This window comes from Melioribacteraceae bacterium (assembly GCA_019638015.1).
GTDB lineage: Bacteria > Bacteroidota > Ignavibacteria > Ignavibacteriales > Melioribacteraceae > JAHBUP01.
Map to the genome: position 1 here is coordinate 3,113,450 of JAHBUP010000001.1, position 24,930 is coordinate 3,138,379.

Consider the following 24,930-nt stretch of genomic DNA (forward strand, 5'->3'; position numbering starts at 1 on the left):
ATTTTAATTATTATTCACCGCGTCAATAAAAGCTTGAATATTTTCCGAGGAAACATTTGGAGGCATTCCTCCCCCGCACGACATTACTATATGTGATCTGTCATTCAGCGATTTTATAAGCTTTGTGGTTTCGGATTTTACTTCATCTGTTGTTCCGCTTGCCAGTACATCACGAGGGGGCAAATTTCCAAGCATAGTGACTTTGTTTTGAGTCAATTCCTTCAATTCATTTAATGATACATCAAAACCCATATTATAAAAATTAACTCCCATTTCAGGCAAATGAGGAGTTGATACTCTGCATGGCGCGTCGTTATGTAAAAATTTAATCGATACATCCGAATCATAAAGTTCTTTAAAATATGGAAGACCAAACTCAAGAAATTCTGGTTCGCCCATAAAACCGATTATATCATCCAGCATTAAAATTCCATCGATAGTTGGAATTGCTTCTCTCTGAAGCAAGTGCCAATCTTTTAAGTAATCTGTAATTTTTCTAATTAATAGATGAGCTTGGTCGGGGTACATCATCATCGTTGTTAAAAATTCCGTTGAACCCATTAGATAACTGGCAATATTTAATGGTCCTCGCGAAACAGAGAATCGAATTTTATGCCCGGCGTCTTCAATTTTCTGACGGTTCATTTTTAATCTGTTCAACATAAATGGAAGCAATCCATCGGTTGATACATTTGGTTGGGGAAGATTTTCGATATCCTCAACCGAATGAATCACTTTGTGTGCATGTGGGAATTCGTTTGTCGGGAAAGTGCATCTAGCACCGAAAGCAGATGGCTCAGTACACATTCCAAATTCTGACCAGAAACCGGGTAAAAACATTACATCGGGGAAATCATTTATCGCTTTTAAATTCGCTTTCAGCCATAAATCATCATTCGAGAAATAGTCAACTATATTAATACCATACCAATTAGGCAGCCATGGGCAATCGATTATGAACCCGGTGGGTATTTTTTCTAATGTTTCGCCCGCAATAACTTTCTTGAGTAAATCCCAATGTTGATCAGTCATCTTTCCCTCAATTAATTTTTATAGTAATAACTTGTGATTATGAAACTCTTTTAATTCTTTTTGCTCGGTATGTACAATCCTTCACTCCACATGTATCGCATAAATATTCACGATATTTAGCTTCCTTTCCTACTCCAATAATTCCGCTAATTGATTTTATTGGCATCATAAGGGAAGAATCTGTTAAAGTCACTCCGCAAAATCGTTCCGGTAATTGTGAAAATAATTTATGCTGTTCAGAAACATACCAATTGCAGTAACCGGGACTGTATCTATTAGTTACAACCAAACCAATAGAACTAAATTTTTCCTTTAAATGATCATGAAGCAGATCAACAACACTTTCGACACACGTTGACGCGACTGTATCGATAAAGAAAGCTAATGTTGGATCTCCATCAAGAATATATTCTTTTGCCCAATTTTCCATTTTATCGCCGATAGAACATAAAAACAAAATAGCGTTTTCAGAATTCTTTAGTTGACTTGTAACAATTTTATCTGTCTCAAAAATTAGGTTTGATAATTTTATCTTTTTATTATCACCTTCAATAAATGAGATTGGGATTATTCTATATCCGGCTTTAATTTCACATTTAGCTGGCAAACCAGAAATTACTTCAGCGAGCATTTCATTAAAATCGGGGGGAATCTTACCATCGATGTAACCAAGTGTATATGCTATTTCACTCTCGCTAATCGTCAAATCGGAAAATTTAATTGAAACAGAAAAAATATCATTCTCAATTTCAATTTCTTCTAAGTTCTTCATTAGAGGGCTTTAATTTTATTAGATAGCGCGCGGATATGCTCTGGGGTTGTTCCGCAACAGCCCCCAATAATATTGGCTCCGCAAGAAATTAATGCATCTACCCGGTCAACCATCATTTGTGGAGTTTCAGGAAAAATTGTTTGATTATCTTCCACTAATGGTTTACCCGCATTTGCATGAACCAATATTGGGATTGTTTTACTTACTTTACGGATATCCTTTACTATATCAATCATCTGTTCAAACCCATTGCCGCAATTTGAACCAATAATATCAGCGCCGGCTTCTATTAATGCTGAAGTCATTTCCGCAGGTGATACTCCCATCATTGTTTTATAATCGCCATTAACAGTTGAATGAAAAGTGAATGTACAAACTATTTCGAGGTTCGTAAATTCCTTTGCCGCTTTTACCGCTAAAATTGCCTCATGAACATCAGACATAGTTTCGATACAAATTGCATCAGCTCCCCCTTTTTCTAAAGCTTGAGCTTGCAATTTAAATCCATTAAAAATTTCTTCTTCAGAAACATCTCCCATCATCAAGATTGCGCCGGTAGGTCCCACCGAACCAAGCACAAATTTATCGCTTGCAGCTTCACGAGAAATTTCAGCCGCGGCTTTATTTATCTCCCACGCTTGATCTTCCAGCTTATAATGCTTCAGTTTATGTGGACTCGCGCCAAAACTATTAGTGAGTATAATATCGGCTCCGGCATTAATATAGCTTTGTGCAATTTCTAAAACTGAATCTCGTTTAATAATATTCCAATGCTCGGGACACTCACCCGGTTCTAATCCCTTCTTTTGGAGAAAAGTACCCCACGCTCCATCCGAGATTAATATCTTTCCTTTTTTAATTTCTTCTAAAAGTGATTTCATTCATTTCTCAATATTAAACAGAGCCAATTCTAGTCAAGAAATCTACCGCTCCTTGTGGGTTTGGCGAATAACCATCGGCTCCCATTTCTTCGGCGGATTTTGGAGATAGAGGCGCGCCTCCAACTATTATTTTAATATCCGGGAATTGTGCTTTAATTTCCTGCACAGTTTTAGACATGCTCACCATTGTTGTAGTTAATAATGCGCTCAACCCAACTATGCAGCCTGGATTTTCTTTAATCTTCTCAATAAACTTAGCCGGTTTAACATCAACACCTAAATCAATTACTTCCCAGCCATTTCCTTCAACTACCATTGACACTAAATTTTTACCAATATCGTGAAGATCTCCTGCAACTGTTCCTAGTACAAATTTACCTTTAGTCTTTACAGTGCCCGCTTTGAAAAATGGTTTTAAGTGTGCCATCACCGCGTTCATTGCTTTAGCGGCCATCAATAGTTCGGGTACGAATACTTCATTTCTACCAAATCGTTCACCAATTCTCTGCATACCAATATTGCATGCTTGAAGAATTTCCTCGGGATTCATTGATTGCTCAATAGCAAGCCGGGTTATTTCATCGGCTCCATCTTCACCTTTCATTGTTGGTGGATAAGATGCGGCTTTGTTTACTTTTCCTCTTTCTACACAAATACTTATTTTTTCAATTAGCTCATGCATTGGCAACCTCGTTGGAGTAGTTTAATATTTTTTATAATCTATACAATAAGTTAAAAAATTAATGATTATTTCATCAAAACCATTTTTTTCATTTGCGAAAATGTACCCGCTGATATTTGATAAAAATAGATTCCCGAAGGTATATTTGGCTCACCCATTCAACATCACGATAATCAGCATTCATCCTAGAGTAAGTGATAGCTTCGATTTTATTGCTAAGAACATCAAAAATTATTATTTCTTAAACTTATAAACTTTATCGTCTCCTGTGTACTCAAACCAATCAAATTGAGCCGAGTTATTGCTTGCTTGCCCAAGAGATGTAGCATACATTCCAAAAGTGCTTCCCACGAAAGCCCATGCTTTTTTAACACTTAAAATTGACGCGTCAACTTTATCTTTTAATAAATTCCAATCACCTTCCTTCTCAGCAAAGTAGAAGGATAAGTCAATTCCCTCAATCTTTATTTTCAAGAATAGATCTTTGTTACTATTTAATTTTTTCTCAGCGAGCAATTCCATTTCATTTTCATTTTTAGAATTCACCGATTTATACAATTGTACAACTTCACCATTATCTTTTAGGGATTTGCACAAATAATAAAAATGCTTCTCGTCATGAAACACTATCAAACCCGCCTTTTCATTTTCGGCATTTGGTTTAAAATTGATTGAAAGCGATGCCTCGGCATGAGCATGCTGCTGTCTTCTAGTTATAAAACTTGGATTCTTTTTCCCGGCAACGGTTTCGGGACGAAGATTAATTTTGAGTTTTCCATCATTGAATGAATACCACTTTTCATGAGGGGTTCGCAAAAAAATCCAGTAATATGGAAGTGAGGAAGAATTAAAATCTTCACGCAATGTAAAATTTCCATTAAGAGGAATATCTTGTTTCACCACCGGTGCAAGCGGAACCGGGTAAGAATATTGAACTTCTTCAAAATCGGGATTTATTATTGGCCAGCCATCATCAGTCCATTTCACTGGAGCTAAAAAAGTCTCCCTGCCGGTATTATAATAATTCATTTCAAATGGTTCGTATGGTCTGCACGCTAAAAATACTGCCCACCAATCACCTTTTGCAGTCTCAACAAATGCCGCATGACCTGTGGAAGTTATTGGATATTGTCTTTTGGGGTCAAGATGACGTTGAGTGAGAATTGGATTTTTTTCCCACGGGATATAGGGACCATCAACATTTTTGCTTCTGAAAGCTACTTGAGAGTGATCTTCTGCAGTTCCTCCCTCAGCGGGAATAATGTAGTAGTATCCGTTTCTTTTATAGATGTGGGGGCCTTCAATCCAGATAGGTTTCTTCGATAAATCAACTCCACCGTTGATCAGTATTTTATTTTCACCAACGACTTTTAGATTTTTATAATCAAACTCATACATGCGTATAGTACGATGCCCTTCATACAATGGTTTATTATCTGGGGCATCACTGTTATAAAGTAAATATGCTTTATCATCCTCAAAAAATATTGAGGGATCAATTCCATTAACTTCCGGGAGCCAAACCGGGTTTGAATATGGGCCTGCTGGATTTGTAGCGGTAACTACAAAATTGCCACCTCCATCAACTAGTGTACAAGTTACATAAAATATTCCTTTATGATGTTTAATTGCTGGTGCAAAAATGGCACGTGATACTCCAAAACCATCAAGATTCAATTGCTCGGGTCTATCTAGTACATGGCCAATCTGTTTCCAGTTAACTAAATCTTTACTATGAAAAATTGGTATGCCCGGATAATAAGCAAAAGTTGAATTTATCAGGTAGTAATCATCCCCCACTTTTTCTAAACTTGGATCAGGATAAAATCCGGCAAGTATAGGATTTAAAAAACGCTCTTCACCTTGTGCGGTTATTTCTTTTTGTGAAGCACAAGCCAACAGTAATATTCCCAATATTGCTATCATTAACAATCTCATTTTTACTCCTTATAATTTTTATAATATCATTTTATCGATCGATTAAAACTTTGAGGCGGCCCAAGATAACTCGGTTTCAATCCTCCAGTATCAATAACTATTTTTTGTAGAACCAGTCCTGGATCAATCATCCAGAATTTTAAAGTATGTTCGCCTGGTTTTGTAATTGTATGCTTTGAGGTAATAATTTTAATTTTATTACTCACCGCTTCATTCCATTCTCTCGGATATTTCCAATCGGGGATTGTATCTTTTTCATGAACATTTTTTATTTGAGGAGTTTCATCGTCGAATGATATTGCATAATGAAGACCTTTTGTTCCATGTTTAAAATTTTGAGTTGGAGCAAAATATGCTTTTACAGTAACCTCCCTCTCTGTAAAAAAGTGAATTAAATACTCAAGCCGCGGTGAGTTAGCATCAATATTTTGTGAAGATGCAGTAACTGGCAATGGAGTTACACCCGATCCGGTCTTTCCAAAGTTTGGAATTGTCAACCAGCTTATTCCATTGGAGTTTATTTTATTTGTATAGTTTTCCGCCTCGATAGAGACATATCCATTGCTTTCAACAAATCCATTTATTTTATTAGGTGTAGGGGATGCAAAATTTTCTGCTACAACTTTTACCGTTACAGTTTTTTTATCGGAGCCATTAATTATCACAGAGCCAATAAGACCTCCCTTTGGCGCTAAGTTCCAATCGACTGAGACAATAATTCTTTTATCAGTTTCTATCCTTCCATATTTACTGTCGATGATTATCCATGGTTCAGAAGTTAGAATCTCAAAATCGAGTGGAGTATTACCTCTATTAAATACATCTATATAATATTTTTGATTATTGTATAAATCAAATACTGGAAGAGAAGGTTGAATTTCATTATTGTTATACCATTTAGTTGAGCCCTCAATAGCTACTCCCAGATCTGCATTATCTAAAGGTGTAATAGTTTTTACTTTAGGCATTATATTTCTTTCAGGCTGCTGCCATGATGTGTAACCGATATGGGATTGATCCATCATATGGGCCCATTTCCCTTCGGCTATAATTTTATTGTAGTGATCGGTTATTAACGTATCCTTATTAAAATGGTATTTAACTTTAGAGGCATAATGATTGGTTGATACTCTTCCTTGCGATTCATATAAATAATTCTTTGCAAGTGATAAGTACATATCATAGAGGTTAGCCATTGCCGAAGTTGGATGAAGCACTAACTGAAAAAATGCATCTCTGTATTCTTTTGGAAGCTTATCATTAATACACTGAGCTTTCGCTGTCAACTCATTAAATTCGTCAACAACAGTCTTAAATTCTTTATAATCAGTTAAACTATAAGTATCATAATGCAACATTTCAGGTTTGCGTCTTCCATTAAATTTGGTGTATGTCTCAACAATCTCAGCAATTTCTTTTGAGAATTGATGGCCAAATTGTTTTTCAACCCATTGGAGAGTATAAGCTGGCAGTTTTGATGCGGGTATATTGTCCGGATTCCAGGCAAAATCTAAAAAAAACTCAATAGGAAATTCCATTGGTTTAATATCCCCAACATTCACAATCCAAATTCTATCAACACCATACCTATAAGTAAGATTCATCTGTTCCCAAATTCGGGCAATTGGATTTGTATTCAACCATTTGTAGTTTCTTGGCCCCCCCACAAAGTCGTAATGATAATACATTCCATACCCACCTTTTCTTGGCTTGGCATTTATATCTGGAAGAATTCTAACATTTCCCCAGTTATCGTCACAAAGTAAAAGAGTAACATCATCGGGAACTCTCATTCCTTTATCATAATATTCCTGCACCTCCTTATAAAGTGCCCATACCTGAGGTATCTCTGTAATTTCTTTTCCGGTAACTTCTTTTAATATTTCTCTTTGATCATTCACTATATTTTCAAGCAGAGAAAGATTTGCGTCTGGACTCATTGCTTCATCGCCATCACCCCTCATTGCGAGTGTAACAATACTTTCATAATTACCCATACTTTTAATTCCATCGCGCCAAAATTCTTGAAGTCCCTCTTTATTCTTTTCATAATTCCATTTACCCCCTCTGCCATAACGCCTCCATTCATCGTGCGCACGCATCATTGGCTCGTGATGAGAAGTACCAATAACCACCCCATACTCATCAGCCAATCTTGGATTATTAGGATCATCGTCATAGAAAGCTCTGCCCCACATTGCAGGCCACAAAAAATTTCCCTTCATCCTTAAAATCAATTCAAAAACATGCTCATAAAATTTTGAGTTAAATCCTCCATATCGTTTGAATACCCATCCGGTTAACGCGGGAGCTTCATCATTAATAAAAATGCCGCGGTATTTTACTTTTGGCTCGCCAATCGAAAATTTTCCGGGAAGTACATATAAGGAATTTTGTTTCCTCACCGGCACATCGGCCCACCAATACCAGGGTGAAACGCCAATTTGATTTGATAGATCATACATCCCAAATATTGTACCTCTTTTATCACTGCCGGCAATTATTAATGCTCTATCAATATTTGGTAATGGTTTTTCAATAGCAGTAATAAGGTATGTTTCCCATTTCCCTGTAATAGCATCAACATTCAATTTTTTCTCTTTTATCAGTTGATCGATTACCGGATTTTTTCCGATGGTTCCAATAATAATTACATCCTTATTTTCATTAAAGTTATCTATCAACACTTCCGGTTTTGTGTTTGTTACATTAGCAATATCATTTTGCAGATGTTTAGAAACTCTCTGAATTCCTGGATAATCGTTACCACTTATAAATATGGGAGCTGATTTACCATTTTCCGAGATTGTGAACTTGCTCTTCTTTTTATCTGTAGTAATATATTTCTCACCATCGAATCCAAACGTCTCAATTACAGATATAAATGAAAAAATTATTGAGAGAAGAAATAACTTTTTCAAAACTTCAGATTTCATGATTGAATTCATAACAAAAACCTCAAACAAATTTTAACAATGATGTATTTCTTTTTAGTGAAGTTCTACAATGGTGAATATATTCTAAAATTACCACTGAGTTGTAACATCGCCAGCATATACAAACAGCCATCATAATAACGGCCATACCCACTGGGAATTTCCATATCATATACTCGTTTTACAAACTCAATTCTATTTTCATTAGTAGATGCTAATGCCGCGACCCCATTCATCGCTATTAACCCGGTGTTTCTTTCTGAAGTTAATTTTTTGCCATCGAGTGTATAGAGTCCTGGATAAGTATCTATTCCTTCTTTATAAAAAAAGTTGAGTATTCTATTTGATTGTTCAACAGCCCATTTATCCTTTGCGAACCATTGATAATCAACCGCAATATTCATTGCCACACGCCACGCATCATATTGAAAATTATGCGTTCCCCCATTCCAAGGGTTATATCCTTGGCCATTAAAAAGTGAATAATCGGGAGCCAATCCGGTTTTTGGATTTACCGTTTTCTTAAAGAACTCTCTACTTGTCTCTGCGGCAGATCTCCAAAAATCATTTTCTTTATTCGCCCACATTGCCCAAAGTTCATAATAGTGAGGAACATGGTAGGAAGGATCAGTAAAATCATCGGCTTCGCCAGCTGGAACAAACACTACCTGTTTTTCTTTTCTATTGAACATATTTGTTACAACTTTTGGATCATCCGAATTTTCATTCTTGCTTAACATTGCGTCAAGAATTTTCTGCGCCTGTTCTTTATAATTAAAAATTCCCTCACCGTCACCCCATCGTGCAGATGCAAAGAATAGTGATGTAACAAACCAAATTTCGCCATCGGAAGCAGAATTTGAATCGAGTTTCGTTCCATCCGGTTTTGTATGCCATGCAAAATATCCATCACGCTGCCCCTCTTTGTGCTGCATAAATGTTACAGCCCATTTCCATAACCGGTCAAATTCTTCCTTTTTGTTTAATTGAACAGAGATCATCATTCCATACGAAATTCCCTCTGACCGGACATCATTGTGGATAACATCAAGCATATAAGCCATATCCGGCTCAACTTCATAATAGATTTTTTGATTGCTCGGGTCTCCATGAAAAAGCTGTTTGAACCCACTATTTATTTTCGAGTTTACTTCATCCTCGCTTTTACCGAGAAGTTGCGTAAATAAATTTTGATATTTTCCAGAATGGTAACTACCCTTCGTAATTATGGTTGAGGAACAGGAACTATTAGATATTAACATAATTATTATAATTATTGATTTTACAATATAAAGTTTGGTTTTATACATCAGGACTACCTTTTTCCAAATGACTTAACAATATTGTTTGGTAATATTTATAAGTGAATTGAGGACAAAATCGTCTAATACAATAAAATTAAAAGGGCGATTTAAACAACAATCGCCCTATAATAATCATAGATTGAGATTATTTCATCAACAACATTTTCTTAATTGAGACGAACGTACCGGATTGTAAACGATAGACGTACACTCCGCTTGAAAGATTACCGGCATTAAATTGAACATCATGATATCCGGCCAATTGTTCTCCATCAACCAATGTTTGCATATGCCTTCCCAACATATCAAAGACATCTAACTTCACACTTGAAGCTCGAGGTAAATAGTAACTTATTTGTGTGGAAGGATTAAATGGATTTGGATAATTATTATATAGTACAAAGTCCTGAGGCAACTCGGTTTCCCCCTTAACAGATACAGGGATATTTAAAGTGTCAAGGTATTCTCTTAACCAAATCAATGCAGGTCTTTCTACATTGTTAGATTCAATCAAATAAGCTTTTTGATCATTTCTCCACAATCCTGGTCTCCAGCCCCATAAAGTAATACCTTCAACACCCGGATGTTCCCATAATGCCGGAAAGATGCGTTTATACTGAGTAAGTTGAGTAGCATCTGTTGGACCATCAATATCAAGTTCAGTAATATGAATTGGAATGCCAGTTGAGGCGAGCGAATCAAGATTTCTTTTCATCGTAGCAACTGCAGCAGTTGTTGTAAATGCATGTCCTTGTTCACCGATTAAATCTATTAGATTTTCCTTCTTAAGTAATCTAATAATTTTAAGATATTCAGCTGTACTGCTCGAGCTATTAATAATGCTGTAATCATTAAGCATCAATTTAGTTTTTGCAGGGAAAATTTCACGAGCCATTTTGAAGGCGGTTATAATCCAATCATACCCGGTAGCGCCATTACCACCAAGCGCGTTTTTATAATTTGCTCTACCGCTGGTTCCATCTGGAGGATTGTGATTTAGCAGAGGTTCATTCACAACTTCCAAATAAGCAATATCGGGATATCTTTGGGCGACAGCCACAAACCATTCTCTTATTTCTTTAAGTTGTTCATCAGCAGGAAGAGCGTTAATCCATGAAGGTTGTTGTGCGCCCCATACAAGCACATGAAAATGGAATGGGAAATTATTCTCTTTTGCTAGATTATAAGCGGCATCTAAAGCTCCCCAATTCATTTGATTACGTGTTCCTTCAACGCTTCCCCACTTTCCGGCGTTTTCTGGTGTAACTTTATTCCAATAGGATTTAAAGTTAGTTGCCTGATTAGTACTGTGAGCGCTTCCAAGGAATTTTTTCTGTTTATGGGCAAGAGGGGGTCCATTATAGATATTTCCTCCTGGAACATTGGTAACGCCTGCTACACCTTTATCAAGGTTATCAACTGTATAGAAAACGATTGATTTACCGAATGCGAATTTGTCTATAAATAAACCATTTTCTCTACCGGCAACATGAAAAGTAAAAGTTGTACCTCCCTCAGGGACAATAAATTTTGCTCCAACTGAGTTGAATGTATTACCTGTAATGCAAACCCATTTCCAAACATTGGACCCTGCCCCACCAATTTCGCGAACGACATCACTAGCGTTTGAAAAACCTCCAGCAGCTAATCCATTCACCATGTTCCATAAAGTATCAACAGTTGGATCTTTTTGCCCAAAAGTTTTACCATAGAAAAAACTGTCATCATTAAAAGTATCGGGGCCTACATTAATTCTAGCATATAAATTATAAGTGCCAGAATCCGGAAATGTTACTTGGTAAGATATAGTTCTGTCAAGTTTTGCCGGAAAATTTGTTGCGCCTGCTGCCGCTGCATCAGTTTTTATTGTTACATAAGTTAAATTACTGTTACCGGCATCAGTAGTTACCTGAAAATCGGATCCAACATTCCCCGACTCGGCTTCAACAATAATTGGTTTATAAGCTTCAGCAAGACTGATAACTTTTGTGATCTTCATATTATCAACATATATAGTACTGCCAACATTTCCAGTAATACTGAAGTGAATTGGCGCTCTTATAACGGTTTGGTTATCAGTAACCGTAAACTCAAGAGTATATTCTTTCCATTCAGTAGTAAGGCGTGATGCGCGATCAGCGGCATATTCACTGTACGAATAATTTCCAACCGTAAAATATATTTGGGAATTTGCTTTATCTGATTTCGCCCAAACTGAATATTTATAAGTTGCACCGGGTGTTACATGAAGACTATCAGCAACTATTTGGATATCCCATGCGTTTGCGCCAACACTATTAACAACAACCTTTAATGATTTACTACCATCTTTTGCGGTTTCGTCTGTAACAGAAAATTGGGGGGCCGTAGTTAAAGTACCCACCTGAATTAACCACCCTTTTGCGGCTGTATCTGTTATTGGACCTAGTGGTGTCTGTTCAAAACTACCATTAGTTACAATTTGAGCTTTATTTTCCACAGTTAATGCAATTATCATTATAAAAAGGAATATTGCCGTTACTGAAGAAAAAATATTAGTTATTTTTTTCATATTGACCTCCGTTTTCGTTTAGAAAAATTTTTATTACTAATATGAATATTCTCTTATTACAGTATTATTATTCGATCATTCATTTTCATTAAATAAGCTATTGTCATTAAATCGTACAACCAATAAGAAATGCAATCTTTTTTGAGAGTCGAAACAACCAAATTGAAATTATTAAAGAATATAATTCACCATTGAACCGTTTCAAAAATTCTCCATGAAGTTACATTTTTTTATAAAACATTGCATTAAAAAAAGCTTTTTATTTCAACAATACAAACTTTTTTGTTTCTAAATAATTATTAACCTTTAACTGATAAAAATAGGTTCCGCTCGTAAGCTGGGCATGTTTGTTTAGCTGATTGACTCCAAAATTAATATTATACTTTCCAGCACTCTTAAATTCATCCACCAAAACAGCAACCTCATTACCAAGTACATCATAAACTTTTATAGATACATAACCTTCCGCCGGTAATTGATAACTGATTGTGGTTTCAGGATTAAAGGGATTAGGATAATTTTGGCTTAAGTTATAATCACTAGGCATCCTAGCTTCATCAATTCCGGTTGATTTCTTAACGAGAGAATCAATCGCAGTTTTAAGATTTAATTTGGCAGTTTCTAACGCGTCTCCGGTGGAAACTGTATGACTATAATTTTTATTCATAGCATCGTGCGAAGCAAATAGAGCGGTTTCAAACTGCGCCCATGATTCGGTTGTGTATTCGTTTTTAATCAAAGTACCGGTAAAAGTAATCAGAGAATCTAGTGAATTATAATTTTGAGCAACCTTAACTACTTCATAGTAAGCCGGTTTACACTGATTATTAATATCCCATAATGAAGCTTTTTTTACAAATGCCCATTCATCATTCAATCCATCTTTACTTACACTAATAATTTTTCCACGCCCTGAGAAATAACTTCTATCCATAAAACATTTAATTAGCTGTCCATATTGATTTGCTTGTTGGGTTAGTACTGTGCTTGTTAAGTTATCACTACTTGGTTTTACGTCCAATTCAGTAACTGCCATTTCTGTGCATATTGGCTCAAATTTATTATATGATGCAATCCACTGCGCGGCTGTTGGTGAATTATATTGGTCATGATCCTGCATTCCAATTCCATCCAAAAATCCCGCATCAAAAATTGGTTTGCATATTCTCACAATACCGTCAGCTTTTCCAGATTGATGAGTATTATAATCATTGTAGTAAAGTTTCATTTGTGTTTCACCATATTGCACAGAATATTTTCTTGCAAATTCAAACGCCTTCATAATAAAGCTATTATCACCAAAAGTAGTGTACCATTCATTATTTGTGGTTCTATCGGTACCTGTATTATCATTAACTGCCTCATTAACTACATCCATTGCAGTCAATAATCCTGGCCACCCTTCGTGTAGTATTCTCATCACTTCTTTAATATAATTTTCCATACGCAGCATCATCTTCTCTTTTGATAATCTCTCACCATTATTTGTATATCCTTTACGGAAAAATGCAGTCCCCGGATGTTGATTATGCCACACCAAAGTATGACCCCGGAATGTAAATCCTTGTCTCTTAGCCCAATTGAGTTGAGCTTTTATATTCCCGTTAAAAGTAACTTTTGGATTCACATCAATTGAATCCTTTGCCGACTGTGTAGATGCAGAATTATAAGCCGAGGCACTACCATTGATATCAACAATATATGTTGCTTTCATCCAGTTGCCCGGACTCATAGAGTTCATGTGATGTTTAATTAAATAACCGCCATTTGGATCAGCAATATTTGATTGCCCTTGAACATAAGGATCAGTTGAAAAACCGATATGGGCATAAGATAAAAGACAACCAATATAAAAATCATTTTTAAATACCTCTTTTAAAGCAGGTACATTTGTTTGAACATTAGTTTGAGCGCTTATCTGTAAAGCAAATAATAATGCAATTAAAGTATAGAAAATTGAAAATTTTCTTGTTCGGTGAGTCCTGGATAAAATCATTTAATACTTCCTATAGATAATTATAAAATATTAGTTTGATACAAAAGTTGTAATGCTCGAAGGTTCGAGTGTAAATATAAAATTATCACCAGCTACATTAATTTCCGAGCCCATTTCACAATTTTTTGAGACTGAAGTTGTGTAGGGAGTAAATTTTTTATTTACTGTTCCATTTTGAATTCTGAATGCATGTTCTTTAGAAGTTGTACTTGTATTTACGGCTACAATAATTACTTTTGAAGTTGCCGGATCAATATATGAAGTGGTACTAACTCCGGAACCTACTAAGGGAGGATAGACTGCACTTTCTACTCGGTAATAACCTGGACGAATAAATTTAGAAAACTGGGACATTACATAACCCTTTTTGGTAATTGTACCTTTATTGCCACTGTTATTTGTACCGTCACTTATAGGTCCATAAAACCTAACAATATACCACCACACATAGGCATTCATACCCGCTTTCATAACGTTGTTCATTTCAGATGCAACTGGTAAGCCCCATGCCCAATCGTTTGCCTGCCCGGTTTCCCCGCTTAGATGCTCAGTCATCCAAACTTCTTTTCCTTTTTGTTCAGCCAGAGGATATGATGCAAGTCCCCCTCCATAAATATGTCCCCCAACAATATCTAAATTTGAACATGCAATTGAATCATTTAGGATAGGATCGGACATATTTTTTCTAAACTGGAAAGACTCCGGAGCCATAACTCTAGTTTCTAACTTATGCGCATATTCTTTCATAAATCTAAGCATCTCATCAGCAGTCCAGCCAGTCCATTCATTTGCATAGTCCGGTTCATTTTGCACAGAAATAGCATATAATGGTACACCATTTCTCAACATAAATCTTGTATAAGCATTTAAGTGATCAGCATAGTCGTTATACATATCGTAGCGTACTCTCGTTTGACCATTAATAACCTCAGTCATTCGAGGGGGAGCATTCCAAGGAGAAGCGAATATAAGGACTCCTTTTTCGTGCGCCTTTTTCGCAGTAGTTACATTCATACTCCATTGATTGCTATCTGGCTGAACCATTAACCTTAATATCGAAAAGCCAAGTTGGGTATCACCAGTGCCAAATGCTGTTTCAATTTCCGAGCTTGTCATATCTGGTCGCCAGGGAAGAATATTAGCAGCACCAAATCCTCTTATTAATTGGCGAAGATTAGAAAAGTTTACCGTTTCAAGCGGTATATAATTAACTGTGAAATTAATTGTAGTGTCACGTTGAATTTTTACATCATAAAACTCTTGTGAAATAATAATGGGCATAGTGGTAGATACATTTCCAATCCTTATCGTATAACTTCCTTCCGAGATAGTACTTTTATTTAGTCGAACATTTTCAAGGGGGGTAGTAGAGTAATTTCGGGGTATTGATATTATCCCTTTACTATTTTCATTAAGGATCATTTTTCTTACTTGAGATTCACCATCAGCATGTAAACGATAAAGATATACTCCGCTCGTAACTCTTTGGCCAAAATTATTTCTTCCATCCCACAATAAATTATGCGCTCCAACTCTCTGCACCCCCGCATTCATCACTCTAACTTCTCTTCCAAGAATATCATAAATAGTTACTTGTACCTCTGATTCCTCTTTAATATTGTAGGGAATGGCGGTAGAATTAGAAAACGGATTTGGGTAATTCTGCTCGAGTTCAAACTTTGTTGGAAGATTATTATTTTCAGATCTAATTGAAGTTGGAATGCCAATCTGGTAATTTCCTGTATTATCAGTTAACGTGGAGAATTTCTTCGTTGTATCGGAATTATCAATCACTGTAACCGACGCGTTGACTATTGAGTATCTTGCGGCAGTAACTCTTCCTTTTAAAGAAACAGTTTGAGCATTCAATTGAACTGTAAATACTATAAATAAAATTATCATCAAGAACGGATAACAATTTATTCTTATTAACGGTTTTTTAAGTTTTTTTGTAATCATATTCACTTATACTTATTTCAAATTTCTTTACGTATGATTATTTAATTAGTACAAATTTTCTAGTTTGTGCATACTCCCCGCTCAGCAGTTTGTAAAAATATATACCGCTTGCCAAATTGCTTCCATCAAACATTATCTCGTGATTGCCCGGTGATTGATTTTCATTCACGAGAACAGCCACTTCTTTACCTAAAATATCATACAAACGTAGTGACGTCATAACTTGTCCCGATTTTTCGGGATATGACGTCTCTACAAATGATGGAATTGAATATTTTATTTTTGTAACCGGATTAAAGGGATTTGGATAATTCTGTTCCAGTTTATAATCAGTACCAATTTCCGATCCGTGAGATTGAATTGAAGTTAGTGATTTTTTTAGTAATGAAAGCATTTTGGTTGCATAACGTTTTCCCAATTCTCTATAGCCTTCAGAGCTAAAATGAAGATTGTCTGTAGTATCTTTACAACCGCTTGAAGAAATAACATAAGAATTTGGAATAGTTTGCGGAAGTTTTGCTATGATAGAATTCATACTGGCACAAACTCCCCCTTGATCTGCATGTACAACTTCACCCGCTAATAAAGGTACTTTTGCTGGATCAAGTTCCAGGTCTGCTATTAGGTTGTTATAAATCTTCTTAACCTTTGAGGGCCACTGATTATCTCCAGTGTTTGATTCACCTTGATGCAGTAAAATTCCTTTAATAATGCCATCTTTTTGAGCCAGCTTTGCGATTTCAACCAAGCGTCCATATGGATTTCCTCCATACTCAGCAATAATATTTTTCATCCAAGATGCGGCTGTTGATGCGTATGATTGGTAATTATCTTTGTCGAACAATTCAATTTTACAACCGGCTACCGAAACATTTACAACTCCAATTTTTATATTTGAGGGAAGACTATCCACCATGGTTCTTCCAAAATAATCGGTTGGCGAAAGTCCAGTGTAACATCTACATAATGGAGGAACAGCGGTATACCATTTACCCATTGTTCTTCTCAGATTCGAACATGTTACAGCTTCCATTACTTGAAAACGAGCATCCACAGTTTTATCATGTTCAGCAATTATTCCTTGACCTTCCATATTTGATTGACCAAAACTGAGGAAGATATAAAAGTTCTGATCTTGTGAAAGAACGTCGATTGTCAATAAGAATAATCCAATTAAACTATACTTCATTAATTTCATTTTCGAGTTCCCAAAAACCTGTATTCTAAAATTTACGACCAGCGTTTAAAACTATATATAAATATTTTATAACCGTTGTATTGGAATAAAAATCAGCACAGTGGTGATAATTATGCTTTACATCTTAGCATAAACAATAACTTTAGCTTCAATTAATCCTGTTGATTTTGCTGTTACAGTTATGGCGCCTGTTCCACCAGCTTTTGCGCGGATAATTACTAAAGCTAATCCGCTGAATACTTCCCTTTCATGAGATGGGAAAGGAATTAAATTACTTGGATCACCATTATCTGTAGCAACTATTTCTCCGTCACCTTCAATTTCGAACTGAATATTATTATTAGCGATTGGAACCGTCAATCCATTTTCATCAATAACTTTTAATGTAATGAAAGCTAAATCTTTTCCATCGGAAATAATTTCACTACGATCAGCAGAAAGTTCTAATCGTTTTGGATTTCCAGTGGTTCTAACAAAATTCTCCGCCCAATTCTCACCATTCTTATAAGCTATTACTTTTAATTCACCTGGTTCATATATAACATCATCCCACCTTAAGCGATATTCATACTGTTTTTTATTTTTAATACCAAGTGATTTTCCATTAAGGAATAATTCAGCTGAATCACCTGATGTGAATACATGTACCGGAGTAACTTCACCAATTCTTTCGGGCCAATTCCAGTGAGGAAGTATATGAGCCATCGGGAAATCGGGGCGCCAGTGAGCTTGATATAAATAGAAACGATCCTTTTTGAAACCTGCCAGATCTATAATACCTGTGTATGAACTTCTTGATTCATAATAAGGAGTTGGTTCACCTAAATAGTCAAAACCATTCCATACAATTTCGCCGGCAACAAATGGATGTCTTTCGATAGCACTAAAAACTTTATCTGCAGAAGATCCAAAATCAACAGCATAAAGTTCATAAGAGCTAACATGATTAATTTTTGAATCCCCTCCTCTTCCATCCCGAATAGGTGAACTCATATCGGGTGTTACAGGGAAGAGATAAATACCACGACTGCTTGCGGCTGATGCTGATTCACTGCTGAGTATTACCTTATCAGGAAATTTTTCATGGTAAGGAATATATTGAGGAGCAGTCCGTATTCGATTTGTGCCTTCAAACATCGGATCTTGCCGAATTCCCTCTCCTTGATAGTTAAGACTAATTAAATCCATTTCCGCTGGCATCGGCATATCTGGTTTAGCCCAATTCATTGCGCATGTTGTTGGCCGAGAGGCATCTTCTTCTTTTATAATATTATGTAATCGCCTAGCAATTTCTGCCCCCTCTTTATCTGTATACTGTTCACCAACCTCATTTCCATAACTCCAAATTATAACTGAAGGATTATTCCTATCTCTTCTGATGATCGCGCGTAAATCCTGTTCATACCATTCCGGAAATATTAAATGAAAATCGAGTGGCGTTTTTTTTCTTTCCCAAGAATCAAACACTTCGTTAACTACTAAAAATCCCATCCGGTCAGTTAATTCTAATAATTCTGGAGCGGGGGGATTATGAGCCATCCGGATTGCGTTGCATCCCATCTCTCGAAGAATTTCTAGTTGACGTTCTGCTGCTCTAATATTAATTGCTGCTCCTAATGCGCCTAGATCATGATGTTGATTTACACCTTTAACTTTTATCAATTCATCATTTACATAAATTCCCGAATTAGGATCAAATTTTAATGAACGGATACCGAATGACGTTTCATATTGGTCAATTTGTTTTTCGTTTTCAAATAATGCCGTTACCGCAATATATCTATGAGGAATTTGAGTTGGTGGAGGACCCCAAAGTTTTGGATTCTTAATTGTAACAGAACAATCTATCTTACTTTTTTTTCCGGCAGAAATTTTAACAAATTTATCATCAATAACTGCTACCTCATTACCGGTCTTGGTTCCTTCATCGTTTAGTTCATAAATTTTTGTAACAATTTTTATATCAGCATCACTATTTAATTTATTATTGATTTCTAATTCTAAATTAACTTTTGCCGAGGAATTAGAGATTTCACTTGTCGTGATGTAAGTTCCCCATTGTCCAATATATATGGGATTGGTTTTTACTAACCAAACATTTCTGTAAAGTCCGCCACCGGGATACCATCGGGATGAAATTGGAGGATTATCTAATCTTATTGCAAGCTGGTTTTCTTCTCCAAATTTTATATATGGTGTAAGATCAACACGCCATGATGCATATCCATAAGGCCATCCTCCAACTAAATTTCCATTAAGCCAAACCATTGCATATGACATTGCACCATCTACATCTAAAAAAAATAATTTACCAGCGTCTGATTCAGATATCTGAAGCGCTTTTCTATACCAGGCAACACCGGGGCTCGGCAATCGTCCCATACCCCCGCCAACTTCTAAATTATAGTCTTTTAGGAATGGTCCTTTTATTGCCCAATCATGTGGCAGATCTACAATTTCCCATGATCTATCATCAAAACTATTTTGTACGAATTGAAAATCTTGACCTGGATTACCACTTGGGCGTTTATAATGTTTTGAAATATCTTTAAGAAAATCATTTCCGGTTGGCAAAATCCATGGCTTTAGCACTAATTGATCCGTTTTAATTTTTTCGGCTTCCGTAGGTTTTGCATCTGCGGGCTGATCCCATGAAAATTCTTTAACATCCGGGCGTACATCATATATTAAATCGTCACCTTTCGATAGCCAATCATACTTAAAAAACCGCCAGTCATCATTTATCGAAATACGTTGACGAACTTCATCAGTAGTAACTTTTTGTAACTGTGATTGCACAGTACAGCTGCACATTAAAACTAAACCGAAAACAAGTATGAATACTTTCATTTACGCCTTCATATATTTATAAATATCTAACAATTAACTTTTTACAACTTTATTTCAACAGCATAAATTTCTTTGTGTCGGTAAAATTATCAGCATTCATTTGATATAGATAAATTCCACTCGGTAAATCAGCGCCATCAAATTTCACTGAATAAGTCCCGGGAGAAGCTGTTCCCTCAAATAAATTAGCAACTAATTGTCCAAGGAGATTATAAACCTTTATGGTAACGAATGAACTTTTCTTTACTTGATAATTGATTTGAGTTGCCGGATTAAAAGGATTGGGGAAATTCTGTTCAAGAGAATATGAATAAGGAAATGTGTTTTTATTATCATCTTTCATTTTCGTACTTACATCAGCAGAAATAAAATTAAAGGTCTTAATGCGGAATAATTTTTCACCTGGCGCGCCTAAAAATTTTAGATACAAATCGTGCCTTCCCAAAACCTTTTGAACATTAACACGAAAATCTTTAAATGTTCTCAAGTCCCCAGTGTTTTCAATATTAATCTCACCTATTTTCGTTCCATTATCAAAAGAGTCAATCCAAAATTCAATTTTTCCTCCGCTTGAAGTGGAAGCGGCATTAACAACAACTGAATCCGGCATTCTCAGATAATTATCATTCCCAAATTCTACTCCCGCGAACATTGCCCAATCAGTATTATGAATTTCATCGAGTATATCAGCACCCGATAATTTTGTACCGAATTGATTTGCCGGAATACTCGCCATTATTGGAGTATACGCATCTCGGTAGATGTAGAAATCAAAATCAGCTTGCTTGCCAATTACATACAAACCTTGTCTATTTCCCGTGAACGCATTATAATCCGGTTGTGGGCCATCCATAGATGCCACATTTATACTACTTCCAACTTGAGTCCACTTTTTACCATCATTACTGAAATAACCTGAAAGCAAATGGTTTTCTCTTACAATTTTTAACCAGACTACATTTCCAAAATTATTTTCAACCTCATGCGAGGTTCTATCGAACTGGAATTTGACAGCTAGTTTACCGGCACCATCAAGAGTACTATATAATCTTGCGTGAAGAGTCTGCAAACCATTCATAATTCTTATCCCCGCTTCATGAGTAGATAAGGTTGGTTCAAAATCCACGCGAGTTATAAGAGCATAATTATGTTCGGCGTCATTCTTTGTAATTGTATTATGTTTATTTCTGGGGAGTAATCTTAACCAGCCGGGTCTTTCAGTCAATGAATAATTCATTTGCGGGGAATATCCGAGCCGTGACCATTCCGGATTTAATTTATCAGATTCAAAAAAATCTGATTTAGGAACCATCCAGGGAATATTATTGGTATTTGGAAGTTTTGGAGCGGTCATAGGTAAATTTACAGGGAAATCAACAATGGGCTTCATTGATTGATTATATTTAACTTGACTCATCAATCCTTGTCTTCCCTGCGCTTGCCATTCGTTAGTAGAATATGAATGATACATGATCCATGAAGTGCTGTCATCCAAAATTACAGCAGGTGAATTGTGATTTGGTCCGGGGAATACAGTTGGTGCTGAAACACTGCCAAATAAATCACCTAAATTTTCCCAGGCAGATTTATCACCAGTAAGAGTAGTACTTCTAAATACATACTGACCACCGGCTAGATTTCTCGCAAAAGAATAAAAATAATAACCTTTATATTTCCACATCACCGGACCTTCAGCCCAGGAGAAGGGATAATTTGGAGCTGGATTAATCCATGTTAAATCATAAACTCGACCGTTTGGTTGTCCATTTATTCCGAGCTCAATAATCCAGTTACCGGGTTGACCATGTTTAGCGAGCAAATACCATTTCCCATCATCATCAATAAAAATTGAATTATCCATTCCTAATCCAGTTATCCCAGCTGGGCGAGTCATTGCGACCGGTGAACTCCACGGTCCTTCAACTTTATCAGCTGTAACAAAATACATTGTTCCAGATCTTCCAAAAAAGTGCCAGTACTTATTATTGTAGAAAACAACATGTCCTCCCCAAATTCCATCTGTTGGATTGCTGCCAAAATTTGACCATGAATTGCTAACCGGCTGAGAAACAACTTCCCAATGCACCAAATCGGTTGAACGGTAAATTTTAGGTGTCATACTAAATGATGAACCTGTGGTATAAAAATAATCTCCGATCCTGGTTAATGTACAATCGGGGTGATCACCGGGAATAACCGGATTCATGAAAGTAGAAATAGATTGCGCGTTGTAACTACTAATCAGCAAGAAGAATGATAAAATTATGAGTAAGCGTTTCATTATTACCCTTTTATTTATAAATCAATAAGAAAAATATTTATTAAATCATATGTAAATTTTATTTCAAAATCAGGTTATTTCGTTAGAATCATTTTTTTAGTTATAGAATTATTTCCTGCTCTAACGGTATAGTAATAAACTCCACTGGAAAGATTTTCAGCATTAAATTTTACGTAATGTGTACCAACTGTGTAATCTTTACCGGCTAACTCAGCAATTTCTTGTCCAATACTGTTATAAATTTTTAGTGAGACAAATGAATTTTCTGGTATGCTGAATGAAATTGAGGTTGATGGATTAAATGGATTCGGATAGTTTTGCATTAAGCTAAATTCTTCGGGCAACAAATTTAAATTTTCATCAATACTCGTAGAAACCGCGCCATTCTTAAATAGATACAATACTTCCTCAGAAGATAAAGCTTTATTAAAAATATTAAACTCGAATATTTCTCCCTTCCAAACAGCATCATCAGTGTATCCACTTTTTGCAAGGTAAGCAAAAATTGGATGTATTTTTTTAATACTATTATTGGAAGCCAATAAACTCGTTCCCTTCAGTTCACCATCGGTATAAAAAGAAATTTCAGTTGCATTTAAAGTAGCAACCATATGATGAATCTTCCCATCATCAAATTCAGGTCCATTTACTCCCGTTTCAGCTGACCAGGGAGTTGAGACGTCATCACATGAAATTGCTGCTCGGCTCACATCATCAAGCCGGGCAGGAGTCATAAAAAAGTAATTAACACCAATCGCATTTTGGGTATTGCCAAAAAAAGCAAGCATGTGAAAATTGGTGTTTCCATTAGCGAGTGGTCTGAACCACGCTTCGATTGTAACTTCGTTTAATTCATTTATAGCAATTTTACCGGCTGGCAATTCCAGCCATGAATTCGGCTCGGTGGTGTTCAATGCACCATTCGATATTTTTGCTGATCCCTTCAATATTCCTGCTAATTTTCCTACATGATCATTGGCAGTACCATCATCAAACTTCCACGAATGAATTAAATTTTTATCGCCAGGATTAACCTGGGCAGTCAAGTTGGTGAAAAGCAGAGCTGCAAGTATGTAAGTAAAAAACAAATTAGTTCTCATTTTCATAATTTATATCCGTTTAATTATTGTGGATTTACATTAGGTTAAAAAGTAATGTGTTTTGATTCATTCAATAAATGATTTAACCTATATTAAAATCCTAACCAGATAAATGAAAGCCACTTTTAGCTAATCGTTAACCAATTTGCGCTACTGAAAAATTAGCAGGGCTGGTGCAATTTTCGAAATTCGCGCAATCCCATCCCTTTTTCTTTTTTGAAGTATCGGGAGATGTGTTCAGCATCGGTAAAGGTAAAAAGTGAGGTGATTTCAGCGATAGGCAGATCTGTTTCAATTAAAAATTTAGTTATTAAATCCACTCTTCTACGCCTAATTTCATCATAAATCGATCTGTGCAAAATGTCTCTAAATCTCTTCTCCAATATACGTCTGCTTAAACAAGTGCTGTTAACAACCTCTTTCACACAAATTTTTGATTTAGCATTTTCCCTAATAAATTTAAGGGCTTTAGTAATTTCCGGATCATTAACTGCAAAAATATCTGAAGATTGCCGTTGAACAATGTGAGTTGGAGAGACTATTATCTGCTGACCATTCATCTTTGTACCCGATAAAAGATCATTTAGAAGTTTTGCGGAATTATATCCCGCCGATTCAACGTCAAGAGCAATACTTGTAAGAGGAGGATCCCCGATTTCACAAATCATTGGATCATTATCAACTCCTATTACAGAAACGTCATCCGGTACTTTAAGTCCAATTAATTTACAAACCTCAAGTATATGCTGTCCTCTATCATCGTTGCATGCCATTAAAGCAACCGGTTTCGGGATCGATTTAAGCCATTCTATCACATGCCTTTGTTCCACTTCCCAATCTTGACTTTGTAATTTTTTTGATGAATCATAAAGATGAGTTGTGAAACCGGCTTCATTATTATATTTAGTAAAAAATAATTTTCTTTCGTTAGACCATTCAAAAATATCAAAACCGCAGAATGCAAAATTCTTAAATCCTTTATCTCTAAAATGTTCACTAGCCATTTTTGCAATAGCTTGTGAATCGGTTTTAATAACTGGTAATTTTGGATGTGAAGTTTTATCGTGCAAAGCTAGAATTGTAGGGATTTTTAGTTTTAGTAATTCCTGTTTAATCATGGAATTTCGCATTATAATTCCATCAGGCTTCCAGCTGGTTAACCGAGGTATTGAAGTTTTTAACCCGGTTTGTTCTTTAAAGAAAGACCAAGGACCGTTAATTCTTGAATAGCGAGCAACCCCATTAATGAGCTGTCTGCCAAACTCGCGTGATGTTTCAATTAGTAATACTATTTTTTTCATCTGAAATACACTATCTATAATTATCTATATCCATTTATTTATTCGAGCGTTAAATCCTTTCGTTCTATTCATTATATCAAACATTAGTCTCTCTACTTGAAAAAACAGCCTGTCCCAATAACTCAGGACAGGCTGCATTATTGCTAAGA

15 protein-coding genes are annotated in these 24,930 nt (G+C 35.9%); all 15 read right to left on the bottom strand.

What is annotated here, in order from left to right; translation table 11 throughout:
- Positions 1–3: 3 nt before the first annotated feature.
- The 15 genes from KF816_13415 to KF816_13485 all read right to left on the bottom strand — a co-directional run bounded on the left by KF816_13415 (position 4) and on the right by KF816_13485 (position 24,781).
- Positions 4–1,032: a uroporphyrinogen decarboxylase gene (locus KF816_13415; GenBank protein MBX3009011.1), complete on the bottom strand. Its 1,029-nt coding sequence runs from the start codon at positions 1,030–1,032 to the stop codon at positions 4–6.
- 37 nt (positions 1,033–1,069) lie between these two features.
- On the bottom strand, positions 1,070–1,804 hold the full coding sequence (locus KF816_13420; protein MBX3009012.1) for a hypothetical protein: 735 nt from the start codon (positions 1,802–1,804) through the stop codon (positions 1,070–1,072).
- Positions 1,804–2,685: a homocysteine S-methyltransferase family protein gene (locus KF816_13425; protein ID MBX3009013.1), complete on the bottom strand. Its 882-nt coding sequence runs from the start codon at positions 2,683–2,685 to the stop codon at positions 1,804–1,806. Before KF816_13425 ends, KF816_13420 begins: the two co-directional genes overlap by 1 nt.
- A 13-nt stretch (positions 2,686–2,698) precedes the next feature.
- Positions 2,699–3,367 (bottom strand): cobalamin-dependent protein, encoded by a 669-nt coding sequence (locus KF816_13430; GenBank protein ID MBX3009014.1) that lies wholly within the window; start codon positions 3,365–3,367, stop codon positions 2,699–2,701.
- Positions 3,368–3,601: 234 nt separating this feature from the next.
- On the bottom strand, positions 3,602–5,293 hold the full coding sequence (locus KF816_13435) for a glycoside hydrolase family 43 protein (protein MBX3009015.1): 1,692 nt from the start codon (positions 5,291–5,293) through the stop codon (positions 3,602–3,604).
- A gap of 38 nt (positions 5,294–5,331) precedes the next feature.
- Positions 5,332–8,226 carry a glycosyl hydrolase 115 family protein gene (locus KF816_13440; protein MBX3009016.1) on the bottom strand — a complete coding sequence of 965 codons (2,895 nt, stop codon included), beginning with the start codon at positions 8,224–8,226 and terminating at the stop codon, positions 5,332–5,334.
- Between the two features lie 80 nt (positions 8,227–8,306).
- On the bottom strand, positions 8,307–9,551 hold the full coding sequence (locus KF816_13445) for a xylanase (GenBank protein MBX3009017.1): 1,245 nt from the start codon (positions 9,549–9,551) through the stop codon (positions 8,307–8,309).
- A 139-nt stretch (positions 9,552–9,690) separates the two neighbouring features.
- A complete protein-coding gene (locus tag KF816_13450) occupies positions 9,691–12,096 on the bottom strand; it encodes an endo-1,4-beta-xylanase (GenBank protein MBX3009018.1) in 2,406 nt (801 codons plus the stop codon).
- 259 nt (positions 12,097–12,355) lie between these two features.
- Positions 12,356–14,092 (bottom strand): endo-1,4-beta-xylanase, encoded by a 1,737-nt coding sequence (locus KF816_13455; protein ID MBX3009019.1) that lies wholly within the window; start codon positions 14,090–14,092, stop codon positions 12,356–12,358.
- Between the two features lie 30 nt (positions 14,093–14,122).
- Positions 14,123–15,994, bottom strand: coding sequence for a T9SS type A sorting domain-containing protein (locus KF816_13460; protein MBX3009020.1), 1,872 nt, complete (start codon positions 15,992–15,994; stop codon positions 14,123–14,125).
- 94 nt (positions 15,995–16,088) lie between these two features.
- A complete protein-coding gene (locus tag KF816_13465; protein MBX3009021.1) occupies positions 16,089–17,249 on the bottom strand; it encodes a T9SS type A sorting domain-containing protein in 1,161 nt (386 codons plus the stop codon).
- Between the two features lie 117 nt (positions 17,250–17,366).
- Positions 17,367–20,099 (bottom strand): DUF4982 domain-containing protein, encoded by a 2,733-nt coding sequence (locus KF816_13470; protein ID MBX3009022.1) that lies wholly within the window; start codon positions 20,097–20,099, stop codon positions 17,367–17,369.
- A 49-nt stretch (positions 20,100–20,148) separates the two neighbouring features.
- Positions 20,149–22,380, bottom strand: a complete 2,232-nt coding sequence (locus tag KF816_13475; GenBank protein ID MBX3009023.1) for a family 43 glycosylhydrolase — start codon at positions 22,378–22,380, stop codon at positions 20,149–20,151.
- Positions 22,381–22,454: 74 nt separating this feature from the next.
- Positions 22,455–23,486, bottom strand: coding sequence for a T9SS type A sorting domain-containing protein (locus KF816_13480; GenBank protein MBX3009024.1), 1,032 nt, complete (start codon positions 23,484–23,486; stop codon positions 22,455–22,457).
- A 155-nt stretch (positions 23,487–23,641) separates the two neighbouring features.
- The gene (locus KF816_13485; GenBank protein MBX3009025.1) at positions 23,642–24,781 is read right to left on the bottom strand and encodes a DNA-binding transcriptional regulator; all 1,140 of its coding nucleotides are present in this window, start codon (positions 24,779–24,781) and stop codon (positions 23,642–23,644) included.
- Positions 24,782–24,930: the final 149 nt, after the last annotated feature.